Annotated in this window: 16 protein-coding genes and 1 pseudogene; 8 read left to right on the forward strand and 9 right to left on the reverse strand. The window is 74.2% G+C overall.

Annotation, left to right across the window (positions count from 1 at the left end):
* Positions 1–4: 4 nt before the first annotated feature.
* Both ITJ44_RS03295 and ITJ44_RS03300 read right to left on the reverse strand, forming a co-directional pair.
* The gene (locus tag ITJ44_RS03295) at positions 5–2,956 is read right to left on the reverse strand and encodes a UPF0182 family protein (protein WP_194633328.1); all 2,952 of its coding nucleotides are present in this window, start codon (positions 2,954–2,956) and stop codon (positions 5–7) included.
* Positions 2,957–3,085: 129 nt separating this feature from the next.
* A complete protein-coding gene (locus ITJ44_RS03300) occupies positions 3,086–4,177 on the reverse strand; it encodes a PDZ domain-containing protein (RefSeq protein ID WP_194633329.1) in 1,092 nt (363 codons plus the stop codon).
* Positions 4,178–4,388: 211 nt separating this feature from the next.
* On the opposite strand from ITJ44_RS03300, the gene ITJ44_RS03305 reads away from it, so the two are divergent.
* Together ITJ44_RS03305 and ITJ44_RS15790 are read left to right on the forward strand one after the other, a co-directional pair.
* On the forward strand, positions 4,389–5,804 hold the full coding sequence (locus tag ITJ44_RS03305; RefSeq protein ID WP_194633330.1) for a zinc-dependent metalloprotease: 1,416 nt from the start codon (positions 4,389–4,391) through the stop codon (positions 5,802–5,804).
* A gap of 496 nt (positions 5,805–6,300) precedes the next feature.
* Positions 6,301–6,702 (forward strand): annotated as a pseudogene (locus ITJ44_RS15790) (TOMM precursor leader peptide-binding protein); the annotation flags it as partial.
* On the opposite strand, the gene ITJ44_RS03315 reads toward ITJ44_RS15790, so the two are convergent.
* Together ITJ44_RS03315 and nudC are read right to left on the reverse strand one after the other, a co-directional pair.
* Positions 6,686–8,602, reverse strand: coding sequence for an ATP-dependent helicase (locus ITJ44_RS03315; RefSeq protein WP_194633331.1), 1,917 nt, complete (start codon positions 8,600–8,602; stop codon positions 6,686–6,688). The pseudogene ITJ44_RS15790 and the gene ITJ44_RS03315 overlap by 17 nt on opposite strands.
* A gap of 10 nt (positions 8,603–8,612) precedes the next feature.
* On the reverse strand, positions 8,613–9,566 hold the full coding sequence (gene nudC / locus ITJ44_RS03320; RefSeq protein WP_194633332.1) for an NAD(+) diphosphatase: 954 nt from the start codon (positions 9,564–9,566) through the stop codon (positions 8,613–8,615).
* Positions 9,567–9,705: 139 nt separating this feature from the next.
* Here nudC and ITJ44_RS03325 point away from each other — a divergent pair, with 139 nt between their 5' ends.
* Positions 9,706–10,782, forward strand: coding sequence for a phosphotransferase (locus ITJ44_RS03325; protein ID WP_194633333.1), 1,077 nt, complete (start codon positions 9,706–9,708; stop codon positions 10,780–10,782).
* Here the strand turns inward: ITJ44_RS03325 and ITJ44_RS03330 are convergent.
* Together ITJ44_RS03330 and ITJ44_RS16110 are read right to left on the reverse strand one after the other, a co-directional pair.
* Positions 10,695–13,955 carry an ATP-dependent DNA helicase gene (locus ITJ44_RS03330; RefSeq protein ID WP_194633334.1) on the reverse strand — a complete coding sequence of 1,087 codons (3,261 nt, stop codon included), beginning with the start codon at positions 13,953–13,955 and terminating at the stop codon, positions 10,695–10,697. The two genes, ITJ44_RS03325 and ITJ44_RS03330, sit on opposite strands and share 88 nt — an antisense overlap.
* Positions 13,952–17,221: an ATP-dependent DNA helicase gene (locus tag ITJ44_RS16110; protein WP_194633335.1), complete on the reverse strand. Its 3,270-nt coding sequence runs from the start codon at positions 17,219–17,221 to the stop codon at positions 13,952–13,954. The genes ITJ44_RS03330 and ITJ44_RS16110 overlap by 4 nt, the downstream gene beginning before the upstream one ends.
* 160 nt (positions 17,222–17,381) lie before the next feature.
* Here ITJ44_RS16110 and ITJ44_RS03340 point away from each other — a divergent pair, with 160 nt between their 5' ends.
* Complete coding sequence (locus tag ITJ44_RS03340) at positions 17,382–17,606, forward strand: DUF3107 domain-containing protein (protein WP_194633336.1); 225 nt, start codon at positions 17,382–17,384, stop codon at positions 17,604–17,606.
* 10 nt (positions 17,607–17,616) lie between these two features.
* Positions 17,617–17,904 carry a hypothetical protein gene (locus ITJ44_RS03345; RefSeq protein ID WP_194633337.1) on the forward strand — a complete coding sequence of 96 codons (288 nt, stop codon included), beginning with the start codon at positions 17,617–17,619 and terminating at the stop codon, positions 17,902–17,904.
* A 77-nt stretch (positions 17,905–17,981) separates the two neighbouring features.
* On the opposite strand, the gene ITJ44_RS03350 is transcribed toward ITJ44_RS03345, so the two are convergent.
* Positions 17,982–18,701, reverse strand: coding sequence for a ferritin-like fold-containing protein (locus ITJ44_RS03350; protein WP_228494651.1), 720 nt, complete (start codon positions 18,699–18,701; stop codon positions 17,982–17,984).
* Positions 18,702–18,850: 149 nt separating this feature from the next.
* Here ITJ44_RS03350 and ITJ44_RS03355 point away from each other — a divergent pair, with 149 nt between their 5' ends.
* The gene (locus ITJ44_RS03355; protein WP_194633339.1) at positions 18,851–20,389 is read left to right on the forward strand and encodes a DEAD/DEAH box helicase; all 1,539 of its coding nucleotides are present in this window, start codon (positions 18,851–18,853) and stop codon (positions 20,387–20,389) included.
* 88 nt (positions 20,390–20,477) lie between these two features.
* Here ITJ44_RS03355 and ITJ44_RS03360 read toward each other — a convergent pair whose 3' ends face one another.
* Complete coding sequence (locus tag ITJ44_RS03360; RefSeq protein ID WP_194633340.1) at positions 20,478–21,353, reverse strand: PHP domain-containing protein; 876 nt, start codon at positions 21,351–21,353, stop codon at positions 20,478–20,480.
* A gap of 92 nt (positions 21,354–21,445) precedes the next feature.
* Here ITJ44_RS03360 and ITJ44_RS03365 point away from each other — a divergent pair, with 92 nt between their 5' ends.
* The gene (locus ITJ44_RS03365; protein ID WP_194633341.1) at positions 21,446–22,471 is read left to right on the forward strand and encodes an endonuclease/exonuclease/phosphatase family protein; all 1,026 of its coding nucleotides are present in this window, start codon (positions 21,446–21,448) and stop codon (positions 22,469–22,471) included.
* A gap of 188 nt (positions 22,472–22,659) precedes the next feature.
* The gene (locus tag ITJ44_RS03370) at positions 22,660–24,279 is read left to right on the forward strand and encodes an aminopeptidase P family protein (protein ID WP_194633342.1); all 1,620 of its coding nucleotides are present in this window, start codon (positions 22,660–22,662) and stop codon (positions 24,277–24,279) included.
* 28 nt (positions 24,280–24,307) lie between these two features.
* Here ITJ44_RS03370 and ITJ44_RS03375 read toward each other — a convergent pair whose 3' ends face one another.
* Positions 24,308–24,979, reverse strand: coding sequence for a general stress protein (locus tag ITJ44_RS03375; protein WP_194633343.1), 672 nt, complete (start codon positions 24,977–24,979; stop codon positions 24,308–24,310).
* Between the last annotated feature and the right edge of the window lie 36 nt (positions 24,980–25,015).

Below are 25,015 nucleotides of genomic sequence, written 5' to 3' on the forward strand. Positions count from 1 at the left end.
CGGGCTACTGCTTCTGGCTCAGCTCGTACGCGCGCTGCACGGCCTCGGTGAACCGCTGGTCCGCCTGCGCGGCGGCCACGAGGTCGCCGGACGCGTACGCGGCCTGCCGCTCCTGGAGCGCGGTGTTGGCCGCCGCGAGCGCCGCCTGCACGTCCTGCGCGGGAGCCGCGGGCAAGGTAGTGGGGCTGGGCGTGGGCGTGGATCCCGTGCCCCCGTCCGTCCCGCCGTCCGTGGACCCGTCTCCCGTGCCGCCGTCGACCGGCGTCGTGGGCACGACGTCCTCGTCACCGGCGGTGGCTCCCGAGTCACCCCCGAAGATGCTGTCGAGGGCCGCGTCCAGCGTGTCCTCGAACGCGATCTTGTCGCCGAAGGCCACCAGCACCTTGCGGAGCAGCGGGTAGCTCGTGTCGCCCGTCGACCGGACGTACACGGGCTGCACGTACAGCAGTCCGCCGCCGACCGGCAGGGTCAGCAGGTTGCCGCGCACGACGCTCGTGCGACCGCCGCGCTCCAGCAGGTTCAGCTGGTTCGCCACGTTCGTGTCCGAGTTGAAGTTGTTCTGGATCTGCGTCGGCGCCGGGATGGTGTCGTCGTTCGGCAGCGTCAGCAACCGCAGCTTCCCGTAGTCCGACGCCTTCTGCCCCGCCGTGCTGCCGGCGTCCGAGTCGACCCCGAGGTAGCCCGTGAGCACGCTCCGGGAGGTGTCCTGCGTGGCGGGTGGGATGAAGGTCGAGTACAGCGAGAACCTCGGGGCGTCCTGACCCGGCATCTGCATGGTCAGGTAGTACGGCGGCTGGAGGCTCGCCGGCGTGCCCGCCTCGGTGGTGGCCGTCGGGTCGTTCGGCGTGGTCCAGAGGTCCTGGTTCGAGTAGATCGAGCCGGGATCGGTCACGTGGTACTTGCCGAGCACGAAGCGCTGGACCTTGAACATGTCGGCCGGGAAGCGCAGGTGGCTCATGAGCTCGCCCGAGATGTCCGCGATCGGCTTGAGGGTCGAGGGGAAGACCTTCTGCCACGTCTTGAGGATCGGGTCGTCGGTGTCCCACGCGTAGAGCGTGACCTTGCCGTCGTACGCGTCGACCGTCGCCTTGACCGAGTTGCGGATGTAGTTGATCCGGTCCGTCGGCACGAGCGGCTGGGTCTGCTGCGAGTCGGCGATCAGGCGGCTCATGTCGTTGTGCTGCGAGTACGGGTACTGGTCGCTCGTCGTGTAGCCGTCGACGATCCACACCACGCGGCCGTCGACCACGCTGGGGTACGGGTCCTTGTCGACCGTGAGGTACGGCGCGACCTTGCCGACGCGCTCCGCCGGGTCGCGGTCGTAGAGGATCTGCGACTGGTCGTTGATCTGGTTGGCCAGGAAGATCTGCTCCGACTGGAACTTCAGCGCGTAGATGAGCCGCTTGAAGACGTTGTCGACCTTCGGCCCGCCGTCGCCCTGGAACGTCGTGTACGTCTCGTCGGCGCCGTCGACGCCGGACGGGTAGTCCAGCTCCACCTTGTCGCCCGAGTCGGGTCCGCCGACGATCGAGTAGTCGGGCGAGTTCTCGCCGAAGTACACCCGCGGCTCGAAGTCGCCCAGGTCGCCCGAGGCGGGGATGCCCGACTCGAGGAACACGGGCTGCCCGTCGGAGGTGCGCTGCGTGCCGTACGCCGCGACGAGCGAGTAGCCGTGCGTGTAGACGAGGTGCTGGTTGACCCACGAGGTGCCCGTGTTGGTGGGGCTCAGCTCGCGGACCGCGACGACCGTGTCCTGCACGCGGCCGTCGATCTGGTACCGGTCGACGTCGAGGTTGTTCCCGAACTGGTAGTACTGCCGGAACTGCTGGAGCTGGCTGAACGCGTCGCCCACGACCGCGGGGTCGAGGATGCGGATGTTCGCGGTGGTCGCGGCGTCCTCGCGGAGCGCGCCCGGCGTGGTGTCCGTGGTCGCGTCGTAGGGGATCTCCTCGATGTCGGCCAGGCCGTAGGCCTGCCGCGTCGCCTCGATGTTGCGCTCGTAGAACGGCGACTCCAGCGAGCGCTCGTTCGGCTCGACCTGGAAGCGCTGCACGATGGCCGGGTAGGCCGTGCCGATGAGGATGCTGGCGACGATGAGCCCGGCCGTGCCGATGATGGGCAGGCGCCAGCGGCCGATGGCCGCGGTGATGAGGAACAGCACCGCCACCACGATGGCGATGCCGGCGAGGATCGTGCGGCCGGGGATCACGGCGTTGACGTCGGAGAAGGCGGCACCCGTGAAGAGCCCGCCGGTGGCCGTGTTGACCACGGACGAGTACTGGTCGAGCCAGATGCTGACGCCCTGCAGCAGGAAGTAGACGCCCGCGGTGATCGCGATCTGGATGCGGGAGCTCTTCGAGATGCGCACCTCGCGGCCCGAGAACCGCACGGCCCCGTAGAGGTAGCTGGTGGCCAGCACGCCGAGCATGGAGATGATGACCACGGCCGAGGCGAAGCCGACGACCGCGTGGTAGAAGGGCAGCTCGAACAGGTAGAACGACGTGTCGAGCTGGAACTGCGGATCCACCGTGCCGGAGGGCGTGCGGTTCAGCCAGAGCAGCGTGCGCTGCCAGCCGCTCGACGCGGAGACGCCCGCGAACAGCCCGAACACCGCGGGGATCGCGACCATCGCGAGGCGGCGCAGCGGCTCGATGACCTGCTGGTAGCGGTCGAGCTGCGAGTTGAGCTTCGCGTAGACGGGCCGCGAGCGGTACGCGACCTGGATGCTGACGAACACCGGGACGGCCATGGCGAGGAACCCGATGAAGAACAGGGCGATGCCCGCGCCCCACTGCGTGAGCAGCACGCCCAGGTAGCCCAGCTGGTCGTACCAGAGGACGTCGGCGTAGAAGCCGGCGAAGATGAAGAACGCGATCACCAGGGCCGCGATGATGGCCGCGGTGATGGCGAGGGGGGCTCGGCTCCGTCTGGCGGGCCGGGCGGATGTGCTTGTCACGTTGTGTGCCTCAGAGTCGGGGACAGCGGAGTCCTCATCCTAGGCGGGGCTGTTGCCAGGGACCTGCGAGCGATCGGGCGTCCCCGTCTGGTAAGGGCGCCCTCGCGACAGCCCGGCTGCCGACCGTGCTCAGCAGGTCGGGAGCGCGTCCAGGTCGCCGCCCGATGAGATGGCCTTCAGCGCCGTGAGCGAGTCGTCGAGCTTCGAGACGGCGAAGACGCGGAGGCCGTCGGGCACGTGCCCGCGCACCTCGTCGCAGTTGTCGGCGGGCGCCAGGAAGTACTGGGCCCCGGCGCGCTCGGCGCCGAAGAGCTTCTGCCGGATGCCGCCGATGGGGCCGACGTCGCCCCCCGCGTCGATCGTGCCGGTGCCGGCGATGGACGCGCCGCCGGTGAGCGAGCCCTCCTCGAGCTTGTCCATGATCCCGAGCGCGAACATCATGCCGGCGCTCGGACCGCCGACGTCGTCGAGCTGGATGTCGACCTCGAAGGGGAACTCGTACGAGGTGGAGGTGACGACGCCGATGACGGGGCGGCCGTCGCGCTCGGCGGGCGTCACGTCGACCGTGCTGTCCTGCCCGTCGCGCGTGATCCCGAAGGACAGCGCCGTGGTCGTGCCGGCGGCCGCGACGCGCGCCTGCAGGTCGGCGAGGTCGACGACGTCGGCGCCGTCGACCGTGCGGATCGCGTCGCCGGGGCGGAGGGGGCCGTCGGCCGGGGATCCGTCGACGACGCTCTGGACCTGGAGGGTGCGCGGGACGTCGATGCCGAGCTCGGTGAGGGCCGCGGCGACGGCGTCCTGCTGGGAGTCGGTCATCTGGACCTGGTTCTCGGCGTCGCGCTGCTCGGCCGTCTGGTTCGCGGGGAACACCGCCTCCATCGGCACGACGCTGCGGCTCGGGTCGAGCCAGGCGGACACGACCGCGAACCAGTCGGGGCGCTGAGCGGGGTTGCCGACGACGCTGACCGTGAGCATGTCGAGCGAGCCGTCGGTGGGGTACGTCGTGCGGTCGGGGATGGAGATGAGGGGACGTTCCGTGCCCTCGTGGTCGCTCGTGCCGAGGGTGTCGAACACGGGGCCCGGCTGCTCGATGACGTACGGCGACGGCATGAGGCCGAGCGCGAGGGCGAGCACGGCGCCCACGCCGGCGAGCACGCGACCGACGCGGCGGCGGCGCGGGGGCCGGGGTGCGCGGGGGGCGTGCTGGGCGAACAGGCTCATCCGGATGTCCTCGGTGTCGGGGCGCGCGGGGCCGGGAAGCGGCCGGGCGACGGGTGTCGGGGCGGCCCGCTGGCCGCTGTTCGCGGCGGGCGGAAGCCGCGAGGGCTCAGCCTAGGCGAATGCGGATGGGTTTCCCGTGGGCGCGGGCTAGCGTGGATCCACCGGCCGCGGCACCGCGATCCGGACCCCCTCGACCCCCGGGAGACCCTCCATGGCCGACGAGCCCACCCCGAACCCCGAGGACGAGTTCCGGCGCATGCTGGAGCGGTTCCTCGGCGCCGACGGGCAGATCGACCCGGACAAGCTCGCGGGTGCCGCCGGCCTCCCGCAGGACCCGGAGATGGTCCGCCAGCTCCTCGCGCAGCTCCAGGGCGCGCTCGCCAACACCGGCGACGGCGTCGACTGGAAGGTGGCCCGCGAGGGTGCCCGGCAGCTCGCCGCGGCCGAGCAGACGCAGGTCACCGCCGCGGCGTCCGCGCCCCTGGACCAGGCGTTCCAGGTCGCCGCGCTCTGGCTCGACGAGGTCACCTACGTCAGCCAGCTCACGGTCGCCCCGCGCCTCATCACGCGCGCGCAGTGGACCGAGCTGACGATGCCGGTGTGGACGCAGCTCGCCGAGCCCGTCGCCCTCAGCATCGCCGATTCGCTCACCGAGGTGCTCCAGCAGAACGCGCCGGAGGAGATGCAGGGCATGGTCGCCGGCGCCGGCCGCATGATGCGGAACCTCGGCGGCACGCTCTTCGCCATGCAGCTCGGCCAGGTGGTCGGGCAGCTGTCCACCGAGGTCGTCTCGGGCGGCGACGTCGGCATCCCGCTCCTCGACGACCAGCTGGCGGCGCTCCTGCCGCAGAACGTCCAGGCGTTCGGCGAGGGGATCGACGTCTCCGACGACCAGGTGCAGATCTACCTCGCGGTCCGCGAGCTCGCCCACGCGCGCCTGTTCCGCCACGCCCGCTGGCTGCGGCTGCAGCTCATCTCCTCCATCACGGAGTTCGCGAAGGGCGTGCACATCGACACCGAGCGGCTCGAGTCGCTCGCGGAGGGCTTCGACCCCTCGAACCCCGAGGAGCTCCGCCAGGCCATGGTCGACGGATCCCTCATCCCGCCGAAGACGGACGCGCAGCTCGCCGCCCTCGCGCGCCTCGAGACGATGCTCGCGCTCATCGAGGGCTGGGTGGACGTGGTCACGGCCGCCGCCACCGTGCGCCTCCCCCGCGCGTCCGCGATCGCCGAGACCGTCCGCCGCCGTCGCGCGACGGGCGGTCCCGCCGAGTCGGCGTTCGCGACGCTCGTGGGCCTGGAGCTCCGACCCCGCCGGCTGCGCGAGGCCGCGGCCATGTGGCAGGCGGTCACCGACGGCGTGGGAGCGGAGCAGCGCGACGCGCTGTGGTCGCACCCCGACGTCCTGCCCGCCTCCGAGGACATCGACGCGCCGCACGCGCTCGTCGCGCGCCTGACACAGGGCGAGCCCGAGCCCGACGAGGTCGACCAGGCGCTCGAGGACCTGCTCAGCGGATCCGACGCCGGTCGCCCCGTCGAGGACGGCCAGGGCCGGGCGACCGAGCCGGGCGAGACGCCGGGCGACGGTCCCGACGACGCGCCGGGCTCGGATCCGCGCCCCGTCTGACGCACGACCCGCTCCCCCGCCGGGCCGGCGCCGCACCCGCGGCGTCGGCCCGGCGCCTGTGGACGCGGCCCGCGGGCGACCGACGCGTCGGGCACTGTGCGCGCCCATGGCCATCCGACTCGATCCCCGTCTCCCGCTCGTCTGGCGCACGCCGGACTCCCTCCAGCTCGGCGTCGACCGCCCGCCCGTGGTGCTCAGCGCCGTGTCGCGTCTCGACGAACGCCTGCTCGACGCGCTCCGTCGCGGCATCAGCCGCGGAGGCCTCGACATGATCGCGACGACGGAGGGCGCCGTCCCCGCGCACGTCACGCAGCTGCTCGACCTGGTGCGGCCGGCCCTCCTCCCGCCCCGCGACGCGGGCCCCGAGTCCGACGTCGACGCCGACCGCCGCGACCGCACCCGCAGGGGCCCGGTCGCGCTCGTCGGCGGCGGACCGACCGCCGACCGCATCGCCGACGCCCTGGCCCGCGCCGGGCACGACGTGACGCCGCGGCCGATGTCCGCCGACGCGGATCCGCGCACCGCCCTCGCCGTGATCGTCGCGCACTTCGCCATCGCCCCCGCCGTCTACGGACGCTGGGCCCGGGAGGACGTGCCGCACCTACCGGTGGTCGTCGGCGACCGGCACGCCGTCGTCGGGCCGCTCGTGGAGCCCGGGCGGACGGCCTGCTGCTACTGCCTCGACCTCGGTCGGCGGGACGCGGATCCGGCCTGGCCCGCCCTCGCGACCCAGCTGCTCGGGCGCGACAGCGGATCCGAGGCGGGACTCGTGCCCGCCGAGCTCGCGGCCCTCGCCGCGCGGCCCGTCGACCGCCTGCTGGCGACGGGCGAGAACGCGCTCCAGGCCCACCAGGCGGTGCTCGACGTGCGGACGGGGCGGATCACGCGCCGCGCGTCGCGCCCCCACCCGCTATGCGCGTGTCGAGCTCTGCCAGGAACCGCGACGGCTCCCGCTGACCGGATCGGTGCGGTCCGCTCCGGCTCCAGGAGAGCCGCAGCCCGGATCGCGCGCGCGTGATCCCGACGTAGAGGAGGCGCCGCTCCTCGTCCACCGCCTCGAGCGTCTGCGCGTAGCTGATGGGCACGAGCCCCTCGCTGAGGCCCATGAGGTAGACGTGCTCCCACTCGAGGCCCTTGGCGGAGTGCAGCGTCGCGAGGGTGACGGCGGAGACCGTCGGCTCGTGCTGGCCGGCCTGGCGCTCGAGCAGCTCGTCGGTGAAGGCGCGGAAGGTGCTGCCGGCGGGCATGCGCTCGGCGAGGCCCATGATCGCGTCGAGGGACTCCCAGCGGTCGCGCACGGCGCCCGGCTGCTCGGGCGGCTGCTGGCTCCAGCCGAGGCCGCGGAGCACGTCGCTCACCGACTTGAACAGCGGCTCGCCGGAGATGGAGACGGATGCGCCGCGGAGCGCGAGGAGCGCCTGCTTGATCTCGGGGCGGTCGAAGAAGCGCTGGGATCCCCGCACCTGGTAGCTGACGCCCGCGTCGCCGAGCGCCTGCTCGAGCACCGCCGACTGGCCGTTCATGCGGTACAGCACGGCGATGTCCTCCGGCGCGATGCCCGCGGCGATCTGCTGCGCGATGGCGCCGGCGATGGCGCGCGCCTCGGCGCCGTCGGACGGGAACGCGCTCACCTGCGGCGCGCGGAAGCCCTCGCCGCGGCCGGGCACGGCGGCGGATCCGCGGCCCGTCGCGGCGCGGGCGGAGGCGGTGCCCGTGCCGTCGCCGTCGGGATCCGCGTCCGCCGACACGAGCGTCAGCGCCCCCGGCCGGCCGCGCATCAACCGGTTCGCCGCCTCCGTGATGCCGGACGTCGACCGGTAGTTCCGCTCCAGCCGCACCACGGTCGCCTCGGGGAAGCGCGACGCGAAGTCGAGGAGGTACGCGCTCTTCGCGCCCGCGAAGGAGTAGATGGTCTGGCTGGCGTCGCCGACCACGCAGAGGTCGCGACGGTCGCCCATCCAGAGGTCGAGGATCGTCTGCTGCAGCGGCGAGACGTCCTGGTACTCGTCGACCACGAAGAAGCGGTACTGCTCGCGCACCTGCTGCGCGACCCACGGCTCCGCCTCGATCATGCCCGCGGTGGCGAGCAGCACGTCCTCGAAGTCGAGCTGGCGGCGCTGGTCCTTGATGTCCTCGTACGCCTGGAGGAGCGCGACGGCCTGGTCGGCGTCGAGCTGCGGCGGCAGCGTGCGGGTGGTGCGCGCGGCGAGGCCGTACTGCTCGATGGAGATCATCGAGACCTTGCGCCACTCCACCTCGGCCGCCATGTCGCGGAGGGCGGCCGTGTCGAGGCGGAGGCGGAGCGACTCGGCGGCGTGGCCGAGCATCCGGCCCTTGCTCTCGATGAGGCGCGGCATGGTGCCGCCCACCACCTGCGGCCAGAAGAAGTTGAGCTGCTTGAGGGCCGCGGCGTGGAAGGTGCGCGCCGCCACGGGTCCGGCGCCGAGCTCGCGCAGGCGGCCGCGCAGCTCGGCCGCGGCGCGCGACGTGAAGGTCAGCGCCATGACGCGGTTGGGCGGGTAGACGCCCGCCTGGATCCCGTAGGCGATGCGGTGCGTGATGGCGCGCGTCTTGCCCGTGCCCGCGCCCGCGAGCACGACGACCGGGCCGAGGAGCGCCTCCGCGGCGAGGCGCTGCTGGTCGTCGAGGGCCTCGAGCAGGGACTCCGCCGTGCGGACGTCCTCGACGGGTTCGTCCGCGGTCGCGGGGCCGAGGGCGACGGGCGCCGGGAGGGCGCCGGGCGCGGCCGACCCGTAGGGGTCGCGCCCGGGCGTGCCGGGGACGAGCTGGTCGGTCACGATCGGCGGATCACCACTCCCGCTCGCCGTCCTCGAGGGGTCCGCCGTACCACTCCTCGATGATGGCGCGCGCGATGGACGACGGCCCGGGCAGCGCGATCTCGCCGAGCGACGCCCGCAGCTCGTCGCGGCTGAACCAGCGCAGGTCGACGATCTCGACACCGTCGGGCGTCGCGGGCCCGCTCGACGCGCTGACGCGCGCGAGGAACCCGACCATGACGGACGCGGGGAACGGCCACGGCTGGCTGCCCAGGTAGCGCGGATCCTCGACGGTGACGCCGGACTCCTCGAGCACCTCGCGCTTCACGGCCGCCTCGAACGACTCCCCCGGCTCGACGAAGCCCGCGAGCAGCGAGTACCGGTCGCCGCCCCACATGGCGTTGGCGCCGAGGAGCAGGCGGTCGTCCTGGTCGACGACGCCCATGATCACGGCCGCGTCGGTGCGCGGGAAGACCTGCGAGCCGTCGGAGGGGGCGCGGCGCACCCAGCCGCCCTGCTCGACGACGGTGGGCTCGCCCGTCTTGGGCGAGAAGGGGTGCGAGGCGTGCCAGTTCGCGGTGGCGAGCGCGCCGGTGAAGAGCGCGGCGTCGCGGTCGTCGAGCTGCGTGGCGGTCGTGCGCAGCTCCAGCCAGCGCCCCTCGGCGGGCTCCAGCTCGGCGGCCGCGGCGTCGGTGAGGACCGCGGCGACGACGGGCGTCCCCACGGGCTCGCCCTCGTGCGCGATGGTCGTGCGACCGAGGTAGATCCGGACGGTCGCGGCGGTGACGCGGTCGACCGGCAGCAGGTCGAGGGCGGCACGGCCGTCGGCGGCGGAACCCAGCGCGCGGTGGCCGTGCAGCGCGAGGACGCGCGTGGCCGGATCCGCCCACAGCTCGTCGAAGAGGGCCGGCGAGTCGCGGTGCAGGCCGTCGCGGTCGACGCCCTCGCGGGACAGGGGCAGGCGGGAGAGGAAGCTGTCGAGCACGGGGGACCAATCGACTTCGAGGGCGGACGGGCCGAGGGGCGGGACGTCTTCCGTCGTGGTCCGCCCACGGTGCGCGTGTGGGGCCGGAAGCGCGTGGCGCGGTGAGACGGAGGGCTCCCAGCGACCTAACCTGTAAGGCATGGCCAGATCCCACCTCACTCTAGCCGCGTTGGCGACCTCGGCCGTCTCGGGGCTCGACGTGGTCCGCAGCACCCCGTTCACGGCCGGCGGCGCGGGCGACTTCGACTCCGCGCTCCTCTCCACGCGGGACGGCCGCGCGCTCCTCGTGCGCGTCCCGACCACGCAGGCCGCCGAGTCCGAGCAGTCCGCCGACCTCGTGGCGCTGCGTGCGCTGAGCACCGGGATCCGCTCCCGGCTGCCGTTCCAGGTGCCGGAGTTCCTGGGGCAGGCGCCCATCAAGCCCACCCGCGGGTTCGTCTACGGGTACGTGCCCGGCCGCGTCATCTCGCTCGACGAGATCCCCGCGGGCGACGGCCTCGCGCGCTCCATCGGCGCCGCCGTCTCCGCCGTGCACAGCCTGCCGACCGGGTTCGTCGCCGACGCGGGGCTGCCCGTGCTCTCGGCGGCGGAGATCCACAGCCAGACCGCCGCGCTCATCGACCGGGCCGCGGCCACCGCGCTCGTGCCGAGCCTCCTGCTCAGCCGCTGGGAGGAGGCGCTCGACGACGCGTCGCTCTGGCAGTTCCAGCCCGCGGTCGTGAACGGCGCCGTGCAGGCGTCCTCGTTCCTCGTCGACGGCGACGACGTGACCGGGATGATCGGCTGGTCGGAGCTGCGCGTCGCCGACCCCGCGCACGACCTGCACTGGGTGCTGGGCGCGCGCGCCGAGCACGTCGCCGAGAGCGTCTTCCGCGCCTACAACGAGGCGCACCACGTCACGGTCGACCGCCAGCTCAAGCAGCGGGCGCTCCTCTACGCCGAGCTGGAGATCGCCCGCTGGCTGCTGCACGGCACCGAGACGCGCAACCCGGGCATCGTCGACGACGCCGTCAACATGCTCAGCGCGCTCGTGGACACGGTGCGCGCCGACGAGGGGCAGCGCATCGCGCACGAGACGCTGCCCGTGATGGACGTCGACCAGGTCGAGGAGATGCTCGACTCCCGGCCTCAGCCCACCGTCTCCCCCGACGGTGCCCGCGACGGCTCCGGCGTGCGCGCGCCCGACCAGAGCGCCACGAGGTCCTCCTCGGAGTAGAGCCGCTCGGGCTTCAGCGACCGGTCGTCCGCCACGAAGTAGAACTCCGCGTCGATGAGGTCGGGGTCGATGCCCCGCCACTTCGCGAACGCCAGGCGGTAGAGCGCCAGCTGCAGCTGCTTGAGCTCGAGGTCGGCCGCGTCCTTCGGGGTGCGGCCGGTCTTCCAGTCGACGACGCGGTATCTCCCGTCGATGAGGAACACCGCGTCGATCTTGCAGATGACGACCTGGCCGGCGAGCTCCATGTGGATCTCGACCTCCACCTCCTCCGGCTTCCGGCTCGCCCACTCGCTCGCCTCGAAGGTCGCGCGCAGCCGGTCGAGGTCCTCCGTCTCCACGGGCGGCTCGGTCGGATCATCGTCGAGCTCCACGCCCGACGCGTCGATGACGTCGGCCGTGCCCGCGGGCCCGTAGCGCGCCTCGACCCAGCCGTGGAACAGCGTGCCGAGTCGGGTCTGCCGGTAGGGGCGCTCGGGCATGGGGCGGCGCAGGCGCGCGGCGACGCCCGCGGGGTCGCTCACGAAGTCCTTGAAGCGGGACGCCGGGATGCGCGTGGGCAGGTCGACGAGCTCGGCGTCCCGGGCGCGGGCGTCGCGCTCGGCGAGGAGCAGGTCGATGTCGCGGGTCCAGACGGTCTCCGCCTCCGGGTCCGCGACCGCGACGGCCTCGGCAGCCGCCCGCACGCGGGCCTCGCGCGGCCCGAGCGGGGGCAGCGGCCAGGCGACCCGGGCGGATCCTGGCTCGAGCGGGTTCTCCTCGAGCTCGGGCGCCTCGGGGAGCGCGTCGGGCGCGATGAGGCCCACCTGCTGGATCTCGCGGAGGAACGCGCCCGGCCCGCGCGGCTTCTGCTGCGTCGACCAGAACGAGCCGCTCAGCAGCAGGTCCGATCGCGTGCGCGTGATGGCGACGTACGCGAGGCGTCGCTGCTCGGCGGCGTTGCGCTCCTCGAGCTCCTCGCCGAACGCCTCCATCGCCTCGGCGAACTCCTTCTGCGTCTCCACGCCGCGCCAGGCCAGCGACGGCAGCTCGGCGGAGTCGCCCCGGAACTCGAACGGCAGGGCGCCGAACGCGACCCAGCCCCGCTTCTCGCGGAGCGTGCCGGGCAGCTCGCCCTCGACCATGCGCGGCACCGCGACCACGTCCCACTCGAGGCCCTTCGACCCGTGGATCGTGAGGATCTGCACCGTGCCGGGCTCCGGCTCCTCGGTGCGCGGCGCGAGGTTGTCGCGGCGCTCGGCCTCGGCGAGCCAGGCGAGGAACGGGCCGAGCGTGCCGGCGGAGTCGCCCTGGAGGTAGCCGGCCACCTGCTCGGTGAAGGCCTCGAGGCTCGCGCGGCCGAGCGGATCCGTCTCGTTCGCGGCCACCTCGATGTCGAGCAGCAGCTCCTGCTGGACGACGGTGACGAGGTCGACGAGGTCGAGCCCGACGCGGGAGCGCAGCACCTGGAGCTGGCGGCCGGCGGCCCGGAGGCGCGCGAGGCCCTCCGCGCTGAAGCCCGCGAGCGCGCTGTGGCCGTCGCGGGCATCGACCACGAAGTCGAGGGCGTCGACGACCGATCCCACCTCGTCCGGCACCACGGAGGCGCGGAGGCCGTCGCGCACCTCGTCGGCGAGCGGCTTCTGCGCGTGATCCCGCGACATCAGCCAGGAGGCGACGCGGGATAGCGCATGGACGTCCTTCGTGCCGATGCGCCAGCGCGCGCCCGTGAGGAGCCTGACGAGCTCGCTGCCCGCGGTGGGGTCGTGCAGCACGCGGAGGACGCACACCAGGTCGACGACGGCGGGCTGGTCGAGGAGGCCGCCGAGCCCGAGCACGCGGAACGGCACGCCGCGGTCGGCGAGCGCCGTGGTGAACGGCTCGATGGTCTTGAGCGAGCGGCAGAGCATCGCGGCCGAGCGCGGACGCCCGTCGGATCCCCGCTGCCGGAGCCGGTCGGCGAACCACGCGGCGACGCTCGCGGCCTCGTCCGCGATCGTCTCCTCGTAGGCGACGTCGAGGCGCCCGTCGCCCGCGTCGGGCCGGGGCTCGAGCCGGGCGACGGGGATCCGCGACGCGGCGGTGAGCGGCTCGACGATGCGGTTCGCGGCGCCGAGCACCGCGCCCGGGTTCCGCCAGCTGGTGGAGAGCGCGTAGACGGGCACGTCCGCCGCGGCGGCGCCCGCGGGAGCGAAGTCGGCGCCGAAGCGCGCGAGGTTCGCGGCGCTCGCGCCGCGCCAGCCGTAGATGGACTGGTGCGGATCCCCCACCGCCATGACGGGGGTGCCGCCGAAGAGCGTGGAGAGGAGCCGGGTCTGCACCACGGAGGTGTCCTGGTACTCGTCGAGCAGCACCACGCGGAAGCGCTTCCGGTGCTCGGCGACGACCTGCGGCACGCGCTCGCAGATGGCGAGCGCGAAGGCGACCTGGTCGCTGTACTCCACGAGCCCGCGCCGGGTCTTCTCCTCCTGGAACCGCACCGCCAGGTCGGCGAGCGGCGGCAGCGCGCCCACGGCGGCGACCGCCTCTGCGGCCGGCGCCTTCCTGATGCGGGCGGATCCGAACGGCAGCTCCGCGAGGCCCGTGAACGATCCCGCGAGGCGCACGACCTCGGCGGGGTCCGCGACGTTCTCGCTCATCGCCCGGCTGAGCGAGATGACGGCCTGGGTGATGGGATCCACCCCGCGCCCGAGCTCGAGCAGCCGCGGGTCGGTGCTCTCGACCACGAGCCGACGCGCCAGCTGCCACGCCGACGCCTCCGTGAGCACCACGGACTCCGCCTCGCGGCCGATGAGCGTCGCGCTGTCGCGGAAGATGCCGTTCGCGAACGCGTTGTAGGTCTGCACGGTAGGGGTCGCGAAGGCGTCCGCGGGGACGGCCGCGAGGCCCGCCTCCTGCAGCTGCTCGATGCGCGCGCGGATCCGCACGCCCAGCTCCCCCGCGGCCTTGCGCGTGAACGTGAGCCCGAGGATCTCCTCGACCCCCACGTGCCCGTTGGCCAGCAGCCAGACGACGCGGCTCGCCATCGTCTCCGTCTTGCCGCTGCCGGCGCCCGCGACGACGAGCCCGGGCTCGAGCGGCGACTCGATGACGCGCCGCTGCTGCTCCGTGGGGCTCGGCAGGCCGAGCGTCTCCGCGATGCGCCGCGCGCTGACCTTGCCGCCGCCCGCCGCATCGGTCGTCCCGACGCCGCTCACGCCGACACCGCCCGCACGAGGTGGATGCGGTACCGCCTGGCCGATCCCGGATCCCGCTCCCCCAGGTCCGGCGTGCCGTCGAAGGTCGCGCCCGCCATGCCCGTGGCCGCCTCGGCGATGCGCGCCCTGAACCCGTCGAGCTCCTCGCGGGTCAGCGGCTCCTGCGGCAGCTCGCGGTACGGCAGACCGCGCGTGCCGCCCGAGACGTACAGCAGCTTCGCGCCGCCGGACGGGGCGCCCGCGGGCACGTCCTCGAGCGAGCCCTCCACGAAGGCGAGCTGGTACGAGCCGAGCTGCGCATGCGCGGGGATCTCGGCGCGGGTCGGGAAGTGCCGGCCGGTCTTGAGGTCGACGATGACCACCTGCCCCTCCTCGGTCAGCTCGATGCGGTCGATCTTCCCGCGCAGGCGCGCGACGCCCACCTCGAGCTCGAAGCCGCCCTCGGCCGCGAGCATGCGCCCGCCGTCGGCGGCGAAGTCGCGCAGGTAGCCGCTGACGCCCGCGATGAGCTCGCCCGCCTGCCGCCGCTCGCGCTCGCCCACCCAGGGCGACTCGAAGGGCAGCTCGCCCCAGCGCGCGTCGAGGCGGGCCTCGAGTGCGGGCGGGCGGAGGTCGGCGTCGGGATCGAGGCTGGCCTCCTCCATGACCGCGTGGACGATGGTGCCGATGCCCATGGCCGTGCTGGTGGATCCGCCGGACGCCTGGTCGATGAACCAGTTGAGCGGCGAGCGCTCGAACGCCTCGAGCCGCGACGGGGAGACCGGCACGCGGGCCTCCGGATCGGTCAGGTCGACGACGGGCTCGGTGGTGGACGGCGCGCGGAGGCCGTACCACTCGGCCGGATCCGCGCCCGTCACGCCCTCCGCGGCGAGGCGAGCGAGCGCGGACGCGGCGGCGAGCCCCCGCTCCCGGGTCGCGTCGGCGGGTCGGCGGGCGGTGCGGTCGCCGGAGACGACGCGGCCGTCGTCGAGGAGCACGGCGTCGCGGTGCACGACGGCCAGCTCGCGCCGGAGCGCGCCGACGAGCCCGCGCAGCGACAGCGGGTGGTCCGGGCGGATCCGCAGTGCGGCGGGCGCGTCCTCCGCGACCCGGCCCGCCTCGGCGCCGGCCTCCGCCTCGGCGCGGCCGGGCGCGGGCGGCACGAGGCGCAGGAACGGCGACGGCGCCTCCTCGTCGTTGGCGGTGGCGCTGAGCACCACGACGCGCGACGCCCGGGAGACGGCGAGCGCGAGCATCCGCAGCTCGTCGCCGAGGACCTCGGCGCGCTCGTCGACGTCGGCCCGGTCGAGGCCGCGCGCGACCGCGGAGAGGCGCTGGGGGTGCAGCAGGGATCCGCGCAGCCGGAGGTTCGGCCACACGCCCTCCTGGAGCGCGGCGACCGCGACCACCTCGTAGCCCGCGCCCACGACCGCGGACGGCGTGGCCACGAGCACCGTGTCGGCGAGGGGCTGGGGCGAGAGCGTGTCCTCCGGCACCTCGGCGCCGAGCAGCTCCTCCACGAAGTCGGACGCGGGACGGCCGGGGTTCCGCTCGACGAAGCGCCGGGCCGCGGTGAACAGCGCGACGACGCCGTCGAGGTCGCGGTTCGCCTGATCCGCGACGATTCCCGTCTGCAGCGCCTGCTCGAACCACGGCGACGCGAGCCGCGAGCCCTCCCACAGGTGCCAGAGCAGCTCCTCGATGGTGCCGTCGGACGACGCCAGCTCGCGCGCGCCCTGCAGCGTGCGGGCGAGCCGCGCGAGGCGACGCGCGGGCGCGAGGTCGAGCGTCTCGAGGCGGCCGGGCGCGGCGAGCGCCTCGACCAGCAGCTCGTCGCTCGAGCGGTGGCCGTCGCCCGCGAGCTCCTCCTGGCGCATCGCCAGGCGGAGCCGGCGGAGGGCGACCCCGTCGAGGCCGCCGAGCGGACCCGTGGCGAGCTCCGCCGCGATGTCCGGCGTGAGCGGCACGCGGCCGAGCACCACGTCGACGGCGCGGATGAGGGCGAGCGCGGCGAGGTCGTCGCGGAGGGCGCGCCCGGCGACGGCCGTGCGCGTGGGCACCTCGGCGGTCGCGAGGCTGCGGGCGACCTGGGGCACGAGGGATCCGGACCGCACGAGCACGACCATGCGCGCCCACGGCACGCCGCCGAGCAGGTGCTCCTCGCGGAGCCGGCGCGCGAGGCGGGCGAGCTCGAGGGCGCGCGTGGGCGCCTCGATGACCTGGATGGGGTCGGCGTCGTCGACGAGGCCCGGCGCGGATCCCGCCTGCCGCTGCCGCCCCGCGCCGGCCGCGCCGATGCGGGCCGTGACGGCCGAGGTGAGCGCCCGCAGCGCCGGCGGCTGTCGGTGCACGCGGTCGAGCACGAGCGTGCGGACGCCGGGCAGGTCGAGCACGGTGGAGAGGCGCCCGAGCGCGGACGCCTCCGCCCCGCGGAAGGTGGCCGCCGCGACGTCGGGGTCGCCGAACGCGATGACGTCCGCGCCGCGGGCCGCGAGGACGCGCAGGAGGGAGAGGGTCGCGACGGTGGCCTCGTGCAGGTCGTCGGCGACGACCAGCCGGATCCCCGTGAGCGCCTCCCCCCGCGACACGAGGAGCACGGCCTCGGCGAGCAGCTCCGCGCTGTCGAGGTGGTCGCCGCGGAAGGAGTCGACGACGTCCTCGTACTCGCGGGCGAACTCCGCCGCCGCGATCCACTCGGGCACGTCGTGCGCGCGGCCGAGCTCCGCCAGCGCGTCCGGACGCACGCCCTCCTCCGTCGCGCGCATGAGCAGCTCGCGGAGCTCGGTGCGGAAGGCACGCAGCCGCCGCACCTCGACGCCCAGCGGATCGGGCCACGCGGGCCCCGTGCCCCGCTCCTCGTGCCCGGTGAGGAGGTCGGCGATGATCTGGTCCTGCTCGGCGCCCGTGAGCAGCCGGGGCGGCTCGGTGCCCGTCTCCGCGGCGCGCCGCGCGAGCACCTCGAACGCGACGGACGTCGCCGTGCGCGCGAGCGGGCCGAGCGTGGGCACCCCGACCCGGAGCGCGAGCTCGTCGCGCAGGCGCGTGGCGGCGGCGCGGGACGGGGCGAGCACGAGGACCTCGGCGGGGTCGAGCCCCCGCGCGAGGATCCGGTCGGCGACGAGCTCGCGCAGCGTCGTGGTGCGGCCCGAGCCCGGCGCGCCGATGACCGCGGCGCTCACCCCGACGGGCAGCTCCACGACGGCGCGCTGCGACGGGTCGAGCGTGACCGCGGGGACCCCGCCGTCGGCGGCGGAGACGGGCGGCTGGCGGAATCCCCTGATGGTCACGTGCCCACGCTACCGGCGGCCCCCGACGGCGGCGGATCCGCGGATCGACCGCGGCCGACGACCCACCCGTCCGCCCTCAGTGAACGCCGCGGGGCCGCGCATCCGGGTGCCCTAGCCTGAGGGGGCACCGTCGCATCCGACGCATCGAAAGGCACCTCCCGTGGAAATCCGTATCGGCCTCGTCAACACCGCCCGCGAGCTCTCCTTCACCACCAAGCAGACGCCCGAGGAGGTCCAGCGGACCGTCACGGACGCCGTCCGCGACTCCTCGCCCTTCCTCTCCTTCACCGACGACAAGGGCGCCACGCACCTCGCCGTCACCGCCCACCTCGCCTACGTGGAGCTCGGCAGCGCCGACGCCCCGCGCATCGGCTTCGTCCGCTAGCCCGACGCTCGTGGAGCTCCTGTTCGTCGCCCTCTTCGGCGCCCTCATCGGCCTCGTCGCGCGCTACGCGCTGCCCCACCGCGCCACGCACGGCGCGCTGCTGATCCCGGCGGTCGGCGCGACGTCCGCCATGGTCGCGTGGGTCGTGCTCACGTGGGCCGGCCTCCGCTGGGACCAGGGCGTCATCTGGATCGCGACGCTCGCGATCTCCGCGCTCGTCGCGGCGGGCGCCGACCTGCTGGTGGGACGTCGGCGCTCCTCCGCTGATGCCCGCGACCTGGCGGCGATCGGCGGCTGACGACCCACCGCTCAGCGCGATGCCCGGTCCCTCGAGGGATCGGGCATCGTCACGTGCGGGCCGACCCGCGGCGCGCGTCAGGCCGTGAGGCCGAGCGCGTCCATCCGACGGGTGTGCGCGGTGATGATGCCGGCGAACACGGGCTCCAGGTGCACACGGGCGTCGTCCGGGTCGGCGAGCGACGCGCGCATCGCGGTCCCCGCGACGAGCAGCGTGTCGCCGACGAGGCGTCGGCCCCACATGGCGAGGCGCGAGGCGAGGCGCGGGTCGCGGCGGATCCCGGCGCGCACGGCGTCCACGATCCCCTGCTGCCCCACACCCGAGGAGAGCAGGACCACGACGCGCTGGCGCTGGTCCGACGGCAGCCCGGAGGCGAGACGCACGAAGAAGTCGTCGAGCAGGCCCGTGGTGATGTACGCGGAGAGCAGGCACTCGTACCAGTCGGCGCCCGCGACGGTCGCGGTGAACCGGTCGAACGCGGCGCGGTGCGGTTCCATGACGACGCTCGGGTCGCCGTCCTGCCGCTTGATCTCCGCCGCGAGCGCCTGGTGCTTGCCGAGCGCGATCCCGGCGGCCGTCGAGACGGCCTCCTTGCCGGCGAGGTCGGGCGCCTCGGTGACCGCGCGCGACAGCGTCTCGAAGACCGTGAGCTGCAGGTACGCGACGGCGCCGAGGAAGCGGAGGGTGTCGGGCGAGAAGTCGTCCACGCTCACGGTCGTCGCCGGCGAGCGACGCTTCGACTCGCCGCGGGACCTGACCCGGGGCGCCTCGATCGTCGTCGACCGGCGTCCGAACATCTTGAGCACGTGGCCAGCGTATAGGGCGGCGGAGGCGGCCATCGGGCGCCCGCCCGCTAAACTCGCCCGTGGTCCCTCAACGGAAGGGCCCCATCGCGCCCGCAGAGCAGCAGTCCGGGCGTGGACCGCACCGCTAGACAGGGCACAACGTGACTTTCACCGAACTGAACATCGACGAGGACATGGTGCAGGCGCTCGCCGACCACGGCATCCTCGAACCCTTCCCCATCCAGGAGCAGACCATCCCCCTGGCGCTCGCCGGCCAGGACATCATCGGCCAGGCCAAGACGGGCACCGGCAAGACCTTCGGCTTCGGCCTCCCGCTCATCCAGCGGCTCGGCCTCACCCCGGAGCCCGGCGTGCAGGCGCTCGTGGTCGTCCCGACGCGCGAGCTCGCCGTCCAGGTCACCGAGGACCTCCAGATCGCCACCAAGCACCGCGCCACCACCGTCGTCTCCATCTACGGCGGCAAGGCGTACGAGGGCCAGATCGAGCAGCTGAAGGCCGGCGCGCAGATCGTCGTCGGCACGCCGGGCCGTCTCCTCGACCTCGTGGGCCAGCGCCTGCTCTCGCTCCAGAACGTGCGCGAGATGGTCCTCGACGAGGCCGACAAGATGCTCGACCTCGGCTTCCTCTCGGACATCGAGAGGCTGTTCGCGCAGACCCCGGCCGTCCGCCACACGATGCTGTTCTCGGCCACCATGCCGGGCCCGATCGTGGCGCTCGCCCGCCGCTTCATGACGAAGCCGATCCACATCCGCGCGACGGACCCCGACGAGGGCCTCATGCAGGCCAACATCCGCCACCTCGTCTACCGCGCGCACAACATGGACAAGGACGAGGTCATCGGCCGCATCCTCCAGGCCGAGGGCCGCGGCAAGACCGTCATCTTCACGCGCACCAAGCGCGCCGCCGCCCGCCTCGTCGAGGAGCTCAACGACCGCGGCTTCAACGCCGCCGCCGTGCACGGCGACCTCAACCAGGAACAGCGCGAGCGCGCCATGGCCGCGTTCAAGGCCGGCAAGAAGGACATCCTCATCGCCACCGACGTGGCGGCGCGCGGCATCGACGTGCTCGACGTCACCCACGTGATCAACCACACGATCCCCGAGGACGACAAGGCGTACCTGCACCGCGTCGGCCGCACGGGCCGCGCGGGCAAGACCGGCATCGCGGTCACGTTCGTCGACTGGGACGACCTGCACAAGTGGGCGCTCATCAACCGCGCCCTCGAGTTCGGCCAGCCGGAGCCCACCGAGACGTACTCCTCCTCGCCGCACCTCTTCACGGACCTCGACATCCCGGCCGGGTCGAAGGGCCGCCTGCGCGCGACCCCCACGGTGAACCCCGACGGCACCCCCCGGGAGCGCCCGGGCAGCCGCGGATCCGACTCCGGTCGCGACGGCGGACGCGGCGGCAGCCGTGACGGCGGACGCGGCGGCGACCGGGGCGGCGACCGCTCGGGCAGCCGTCCCGCCGGCGGCGACCGCGACCGCTCGCGCAGCCGCAGCACCTCGACCGCGTCTGCCACCGCCACCGCGCCCGCGGACGCCACCGCGACGATCGGCAGCGAGCAGCCCAACACGGCCGGCGGCCACGACGCGCCCCACGCCGACGGCCAGACCCGCCCGCGCTCGCGCAACCGCCGTCGCCGCTCGGGCGGCGAGCGCCCCACCGCGACGTCCTAGCGCCGCGCGCACGGAGCGCACGAGAGGGGCCGCATCCATCGGATGCGGCCCCTCTCGCGTGCGGGCCCCGCGCCGACCGGGCCGCGGATCAGGCGGCGGGCACCGGCACGACGGGCGCCCAGCCGGTGGCGCGCTCCACGATGCGCGCGAGCACCGCGGGATCCGTGGTGTTCTCCGCGAGGCGGTTCGGCTTGCCCGCGCCGTGGTAGTCGCTCGACCCCGTGATCTCGAGCCCGAACCGCGCCGCCAGCTCCGTGAGGTGCACGCGCGACGCGGGCGGGTTGTCGCGGTGCCGCACCTCGACGCCGAAGAGCCCGGCGGCGACGAGCGCGGTCATGCGCGAGTCCGACAGCACGCGCTCGGGCCCGCGGGCGCCCGGGTGGGCGAGGACGGCGAGGCCGCCCGCCGCCGTGATCAGCTCGACGCCGAGGATCGGATCCGGCGCGTAGTGCGGACGGTAGTAGCCGCCCTGCCAGTGCAGGATGCTCTCGAACGCGGCCGTGCGCGTCGGCACGTGCCCGCGGGCGACGAGCGCGTCGGCGATGTGCGGCCGGCCGATGGTGCTGCCGGGCGTCGTCTGCGCCAGCACGTCGGCCCAGGTGAGGTCGTAGTCGCGGGAGATGCGGCCCACCATCGCCTCGGCGCGGGTCATGCGCTCCGAACGGACGCGCGCGGTCATCGCCGCGAGGTCCGCGTCCTCGGGATCGAAGAGGTACGCGAGCACGTGGACGCTGGCGTACTCCAGCTGGGTGCTCATCTCCATCCCGGGGACGAGCGTGATCCCGTGCACGAGCGCCGCGGCCGAGGCATCGTCCCAGCCCGCGGTGGAGTCGTGGTCGGTGAGCGCCACGGCCGAGAGGCCCTGGGACGCGGCCTGCGCGACGAGCTCGACGGGGGTCTCGGTGCCGTCCGAGACGGAGCTGTGCGTGTGCAGGTCGATGGGACCTGGCTGCTCCTCCGGCATCCCTCCATCTTAGGTCGCGGTCCGCGAAGGCCCGTCCAGCCGGGCCTCGCGGCGGCGCTCTCCCAGAGAGCCGCCATAGTGTGGAGGACGTCATGGGTCGGGTCGTCGGAGCAGCAGTCATCCTCATCACGGCCGCAGGACTCCTCCTCGTCACCTGGCCGCAGCTGCTCGGACTGGAGCAGACCTACCTCGTCGCCCACGCCGTCGCCATCCGCGGCGGCCTCGTCGCCGCGACGGCCGCCGTGCTGGTGCTCACCCTCGTCCTCGGCCTCGTGATCCGCCCCGGCCGTCGCCTCCTCGGGAGCGTCGCCGTGCTGCTCGTGCTGTTCATCGGCGCCAACTCGGCCGTGCTCGCCACGCGGGGACTCGGCGACTCGGCCTTCCAGGAGGCGCAGGACGACGACGTCACCGTGCTCTCGTGGAACACGCTCGGCGGCGCGACGGGTGCGCGGGCGGTCGCCGACCTGGCCATCGAGTCCGGGGCCGACGTGATCACGCTCCCGGAGACGCGCGAGGAGACCGGCGCGGAGATCGCCGTGCTCATGCGCGAGGCCGGACGGCCGATGTGGGTCCGGACCGCCGCCTTCGACGACGTGGCCGCGGCCCGCTCCACCACCATCCTCATCAGCGCGGCCTACGGCGACTACCGGATGGACGAGTCGCGCGGCACCACGAGCGTGCTGCCCACCGTCATCATGGAGCCGGTGGACGGGAAGGGCCCCGTCATCATGGCCGTGCACCCCGTCTCCCCCGTCCCCGAGCAGATGGACAACTGGCGGGCCGACCTCGCCTGGCTCGGGAAGCGCTGCGACGAGGGCAACGTGATCATCGCGGGCGACTTCAACGCGACGCTCGACCACATGAGCCGATACGGCGGCACCCCCACCGAGCGCGACCAGGTCACCGACCTCGGGAAGTGCGTGGACGCCGCGCGCGCCTCCGGCAACGGCGCGGTCGGCACCTGGCCCACCGGGATCCCCGCGCTCCTCGGCACGCCCATCGACCACATCATGGCCACGCCGGGCTGGGCGGTCACGGGCTTCCGCGTCGTCGAGGACCGCGACGGCGCGGGGAGCGACCATCGCCCGATCATCGCCCAGCTGACCCCCCTCCGCTGACCCGCACGGAGCAGGAGGGCATCGCGCAGCTGACCCCTCTCCGCTGACCCGCACGGAGCACGTGGGCATCGCGCAGCTGACCCCTCTCCGCTGACCCGCACGGAGCAGGAGGGCATCGCGCGACTCGCACCCCGGCGCTGACCCTGGCGTCCCTCCTCGGCGGCGCGCGCAGGTGGGATGATCGTCGGATGGCCGAGAACACCGACACCGCGTCCGAGACAGCCCCCGCCAAGAGCGCCGCCGACCCGGCCGCGCTCCTGGCGACGACCGAGACCGCGGCCCCCGTGACGTCCGCGCCCGGATCCGGAGACGCCCCCGTCCCGCGCGCCACCTCCAACCGCAGCACCACGCCCGCGAGCACCGCGTTCAGCGACTTCGTCTCCACGAACTGGGCCGACCGCGAGGAGGTCGACCCGCGGGCCCGGGAGCAAGCGCCCTACGCCGCCGACCGCCGCCGGCGCCTCTCCGCCCTCCACGTCGGCACGCGCCTCGTGATCCCCGCGGGCCGCCTCCGGCAGCGGAGCAACGACACCGACCACCCGTTCCGCGCCCACTCCGCCTTCGCGCACCTCACCGGCTGGGGCGCCGACAGCGAGCCCGGCGCCGTGCTCGTGCTCGAGCCCGTGGCCGAGGGATCCGCCGCCGACGGCTCCGCGCACGAGGCCACCCTCTACTTCCGCGAGCGCGCCGGCCGCGACAGCGACGAGTTCTACGCCAACGCCGAGATCGGCGAGTTCTGGATCGGCCCGCGCCCCTCGCTCCGCCAGGTCGCGGCCGACCTGGGGCTCGCCACCGCGCCCCTCGCCGACGTCGACGCCGCCCTCGCCGCCGGGGGTCCCGTGCGCGTGATCCGCGAGGCCGACGCCGCCCTCGCCGCGCGCGTGGACGCTGCCCGCGCCGCCGCGGACGCCGCAGCCGACGACGAGCAGGCCGACCCCGCCGACGGCGACGCCCTCCTCGCGCGCGACGTGTCCGAGCTCCGCCTCGTCAAGGACGACTACGAGATCGCCCAGATGCGGGAGGCCGTGGACACCACGGGCCGCGGCTTCTCCGACGTCATCTCCGACATGCCCGCCGTGATCGCGCACGCACGCGGCGAGCGCGTCGTCGAGGGCGTCTTCAACGCCCGCGCCCGGGCCGACGGCAACGCGGTCGGCTACGACACGATCGCGGCGTCCGGCCCCCACGCCTGCATCCTGCACTGGACCCGCAACGACGGCCGCGTGCTCCCCGGCGACCTGATCCTCATCGACGCCGGGGTCGAGCTCGACAGCTACTACACGGCCGACATCACCCGCACGCTCCCCGTCTCGGGCACGTTCACCGACGTGCAGCGCGAGGTCTACGAGGCCGTGCGCGAGGCGGCCGACGCCGCCCTCGCGATCGTGCGCCCGGGGATCCGCTTCCGCGAGGTGCACGCCGCCGCGATGCAGGTCATCGCCCGGAAGGCCGCCGACTGGGGCATGCTCCCGGTCACGGCGGAGGAGGCGCTCGAGGCCGACAACCAGCACCACCGCCGCTACATGGTGCACGGCACGAGCCACCACCTCGGCCTCGACGTGCACGACTGCGCGCAGGCGCGCCGCGACATGTACATCGACGGCATCGTCGAGGCCGGCATGGTCTTCACCATCGAGCCGGGCCTGTACTTCCAGCCCGACGACCTCACGGTGCCGCAGCGCTTCCGCGGCATCGGCGTCCGCATCGAGGACGACATCCTCGTGACGCGCGACGGCGCCGAGAACCTGTCCGCGGGCATCCCGCGCACGGCCGACGAGGTCGAGGCGTGGATGGCCGGGCGGGCCTAGCCGCCCTGCGGCGGGCGGGCGCGCGGGCTCAGGCCCCGGGGGCGCCCTGCTCGCCGACGGGCCGATCGGTCGAGGTCGGCGGCGCGGTCGGCTCGGGGGCGTCGGATCCGCCCGGCTCGGGCAGGCGCTCCCCGTAGGGACCCGCGGGACCCGAGACCGGCGCCGCGGCGGGCGCCGGCGTGGTGACCACGGGCTCGCCGTAGACCGACGTGCCGGCTCCCCCGATGCCGAGCACGTTGCGCGCGCGGTGCATCGAGTCGGGCTCGACGACCACGGAGTAGCTCGTGGCGGTGACCTGCATCACCGAGGTGAAGTCGCGACGGCGGCGCGTGACGCTGTAGCTGACGATGCCGTAGATGGCGCCGAAGCCGACGCCGATGATGACGGCGCCGACGACGAACGAGATGTTCGGGACCGGCGAGAACAGGAACGTCACGAGGCCGAGGAAGAGCCCGAGCCAGGCGCCGCTCGCCGCTCCCGCGACCGCCGCGCGGGCGGAGGTGAGCTTGCCCGTGACCCGCTCGACGCTCGTCAGCTCGTTGCCCACGATGCTCACCTGGGTCACCGGGAAGTCGGCCTCCGCGAGCGTGACGACGGCCTTCTGCGCCTCGTCGTAGGTCTCGTAGGTGGCGACCGGCTCCCCCTTCGGGAGCTTCGGCATGCGGGCACGGGAGGGGCGTCCGAGGAAGGGGTTGGTCACCTGTCCAGTGTTCCACGCCGGTGCCGGGCGGGCGCT

It is taken from the genome of Clavibacter sp. VKM Ac-2873, from assembly GCF_015351075.1.
Taxonomy (GTDB): Bacteria; Actinomycetota; Actinomycetes; order Actinomycetales; family Microbacteriaceae; genus Clavibacter.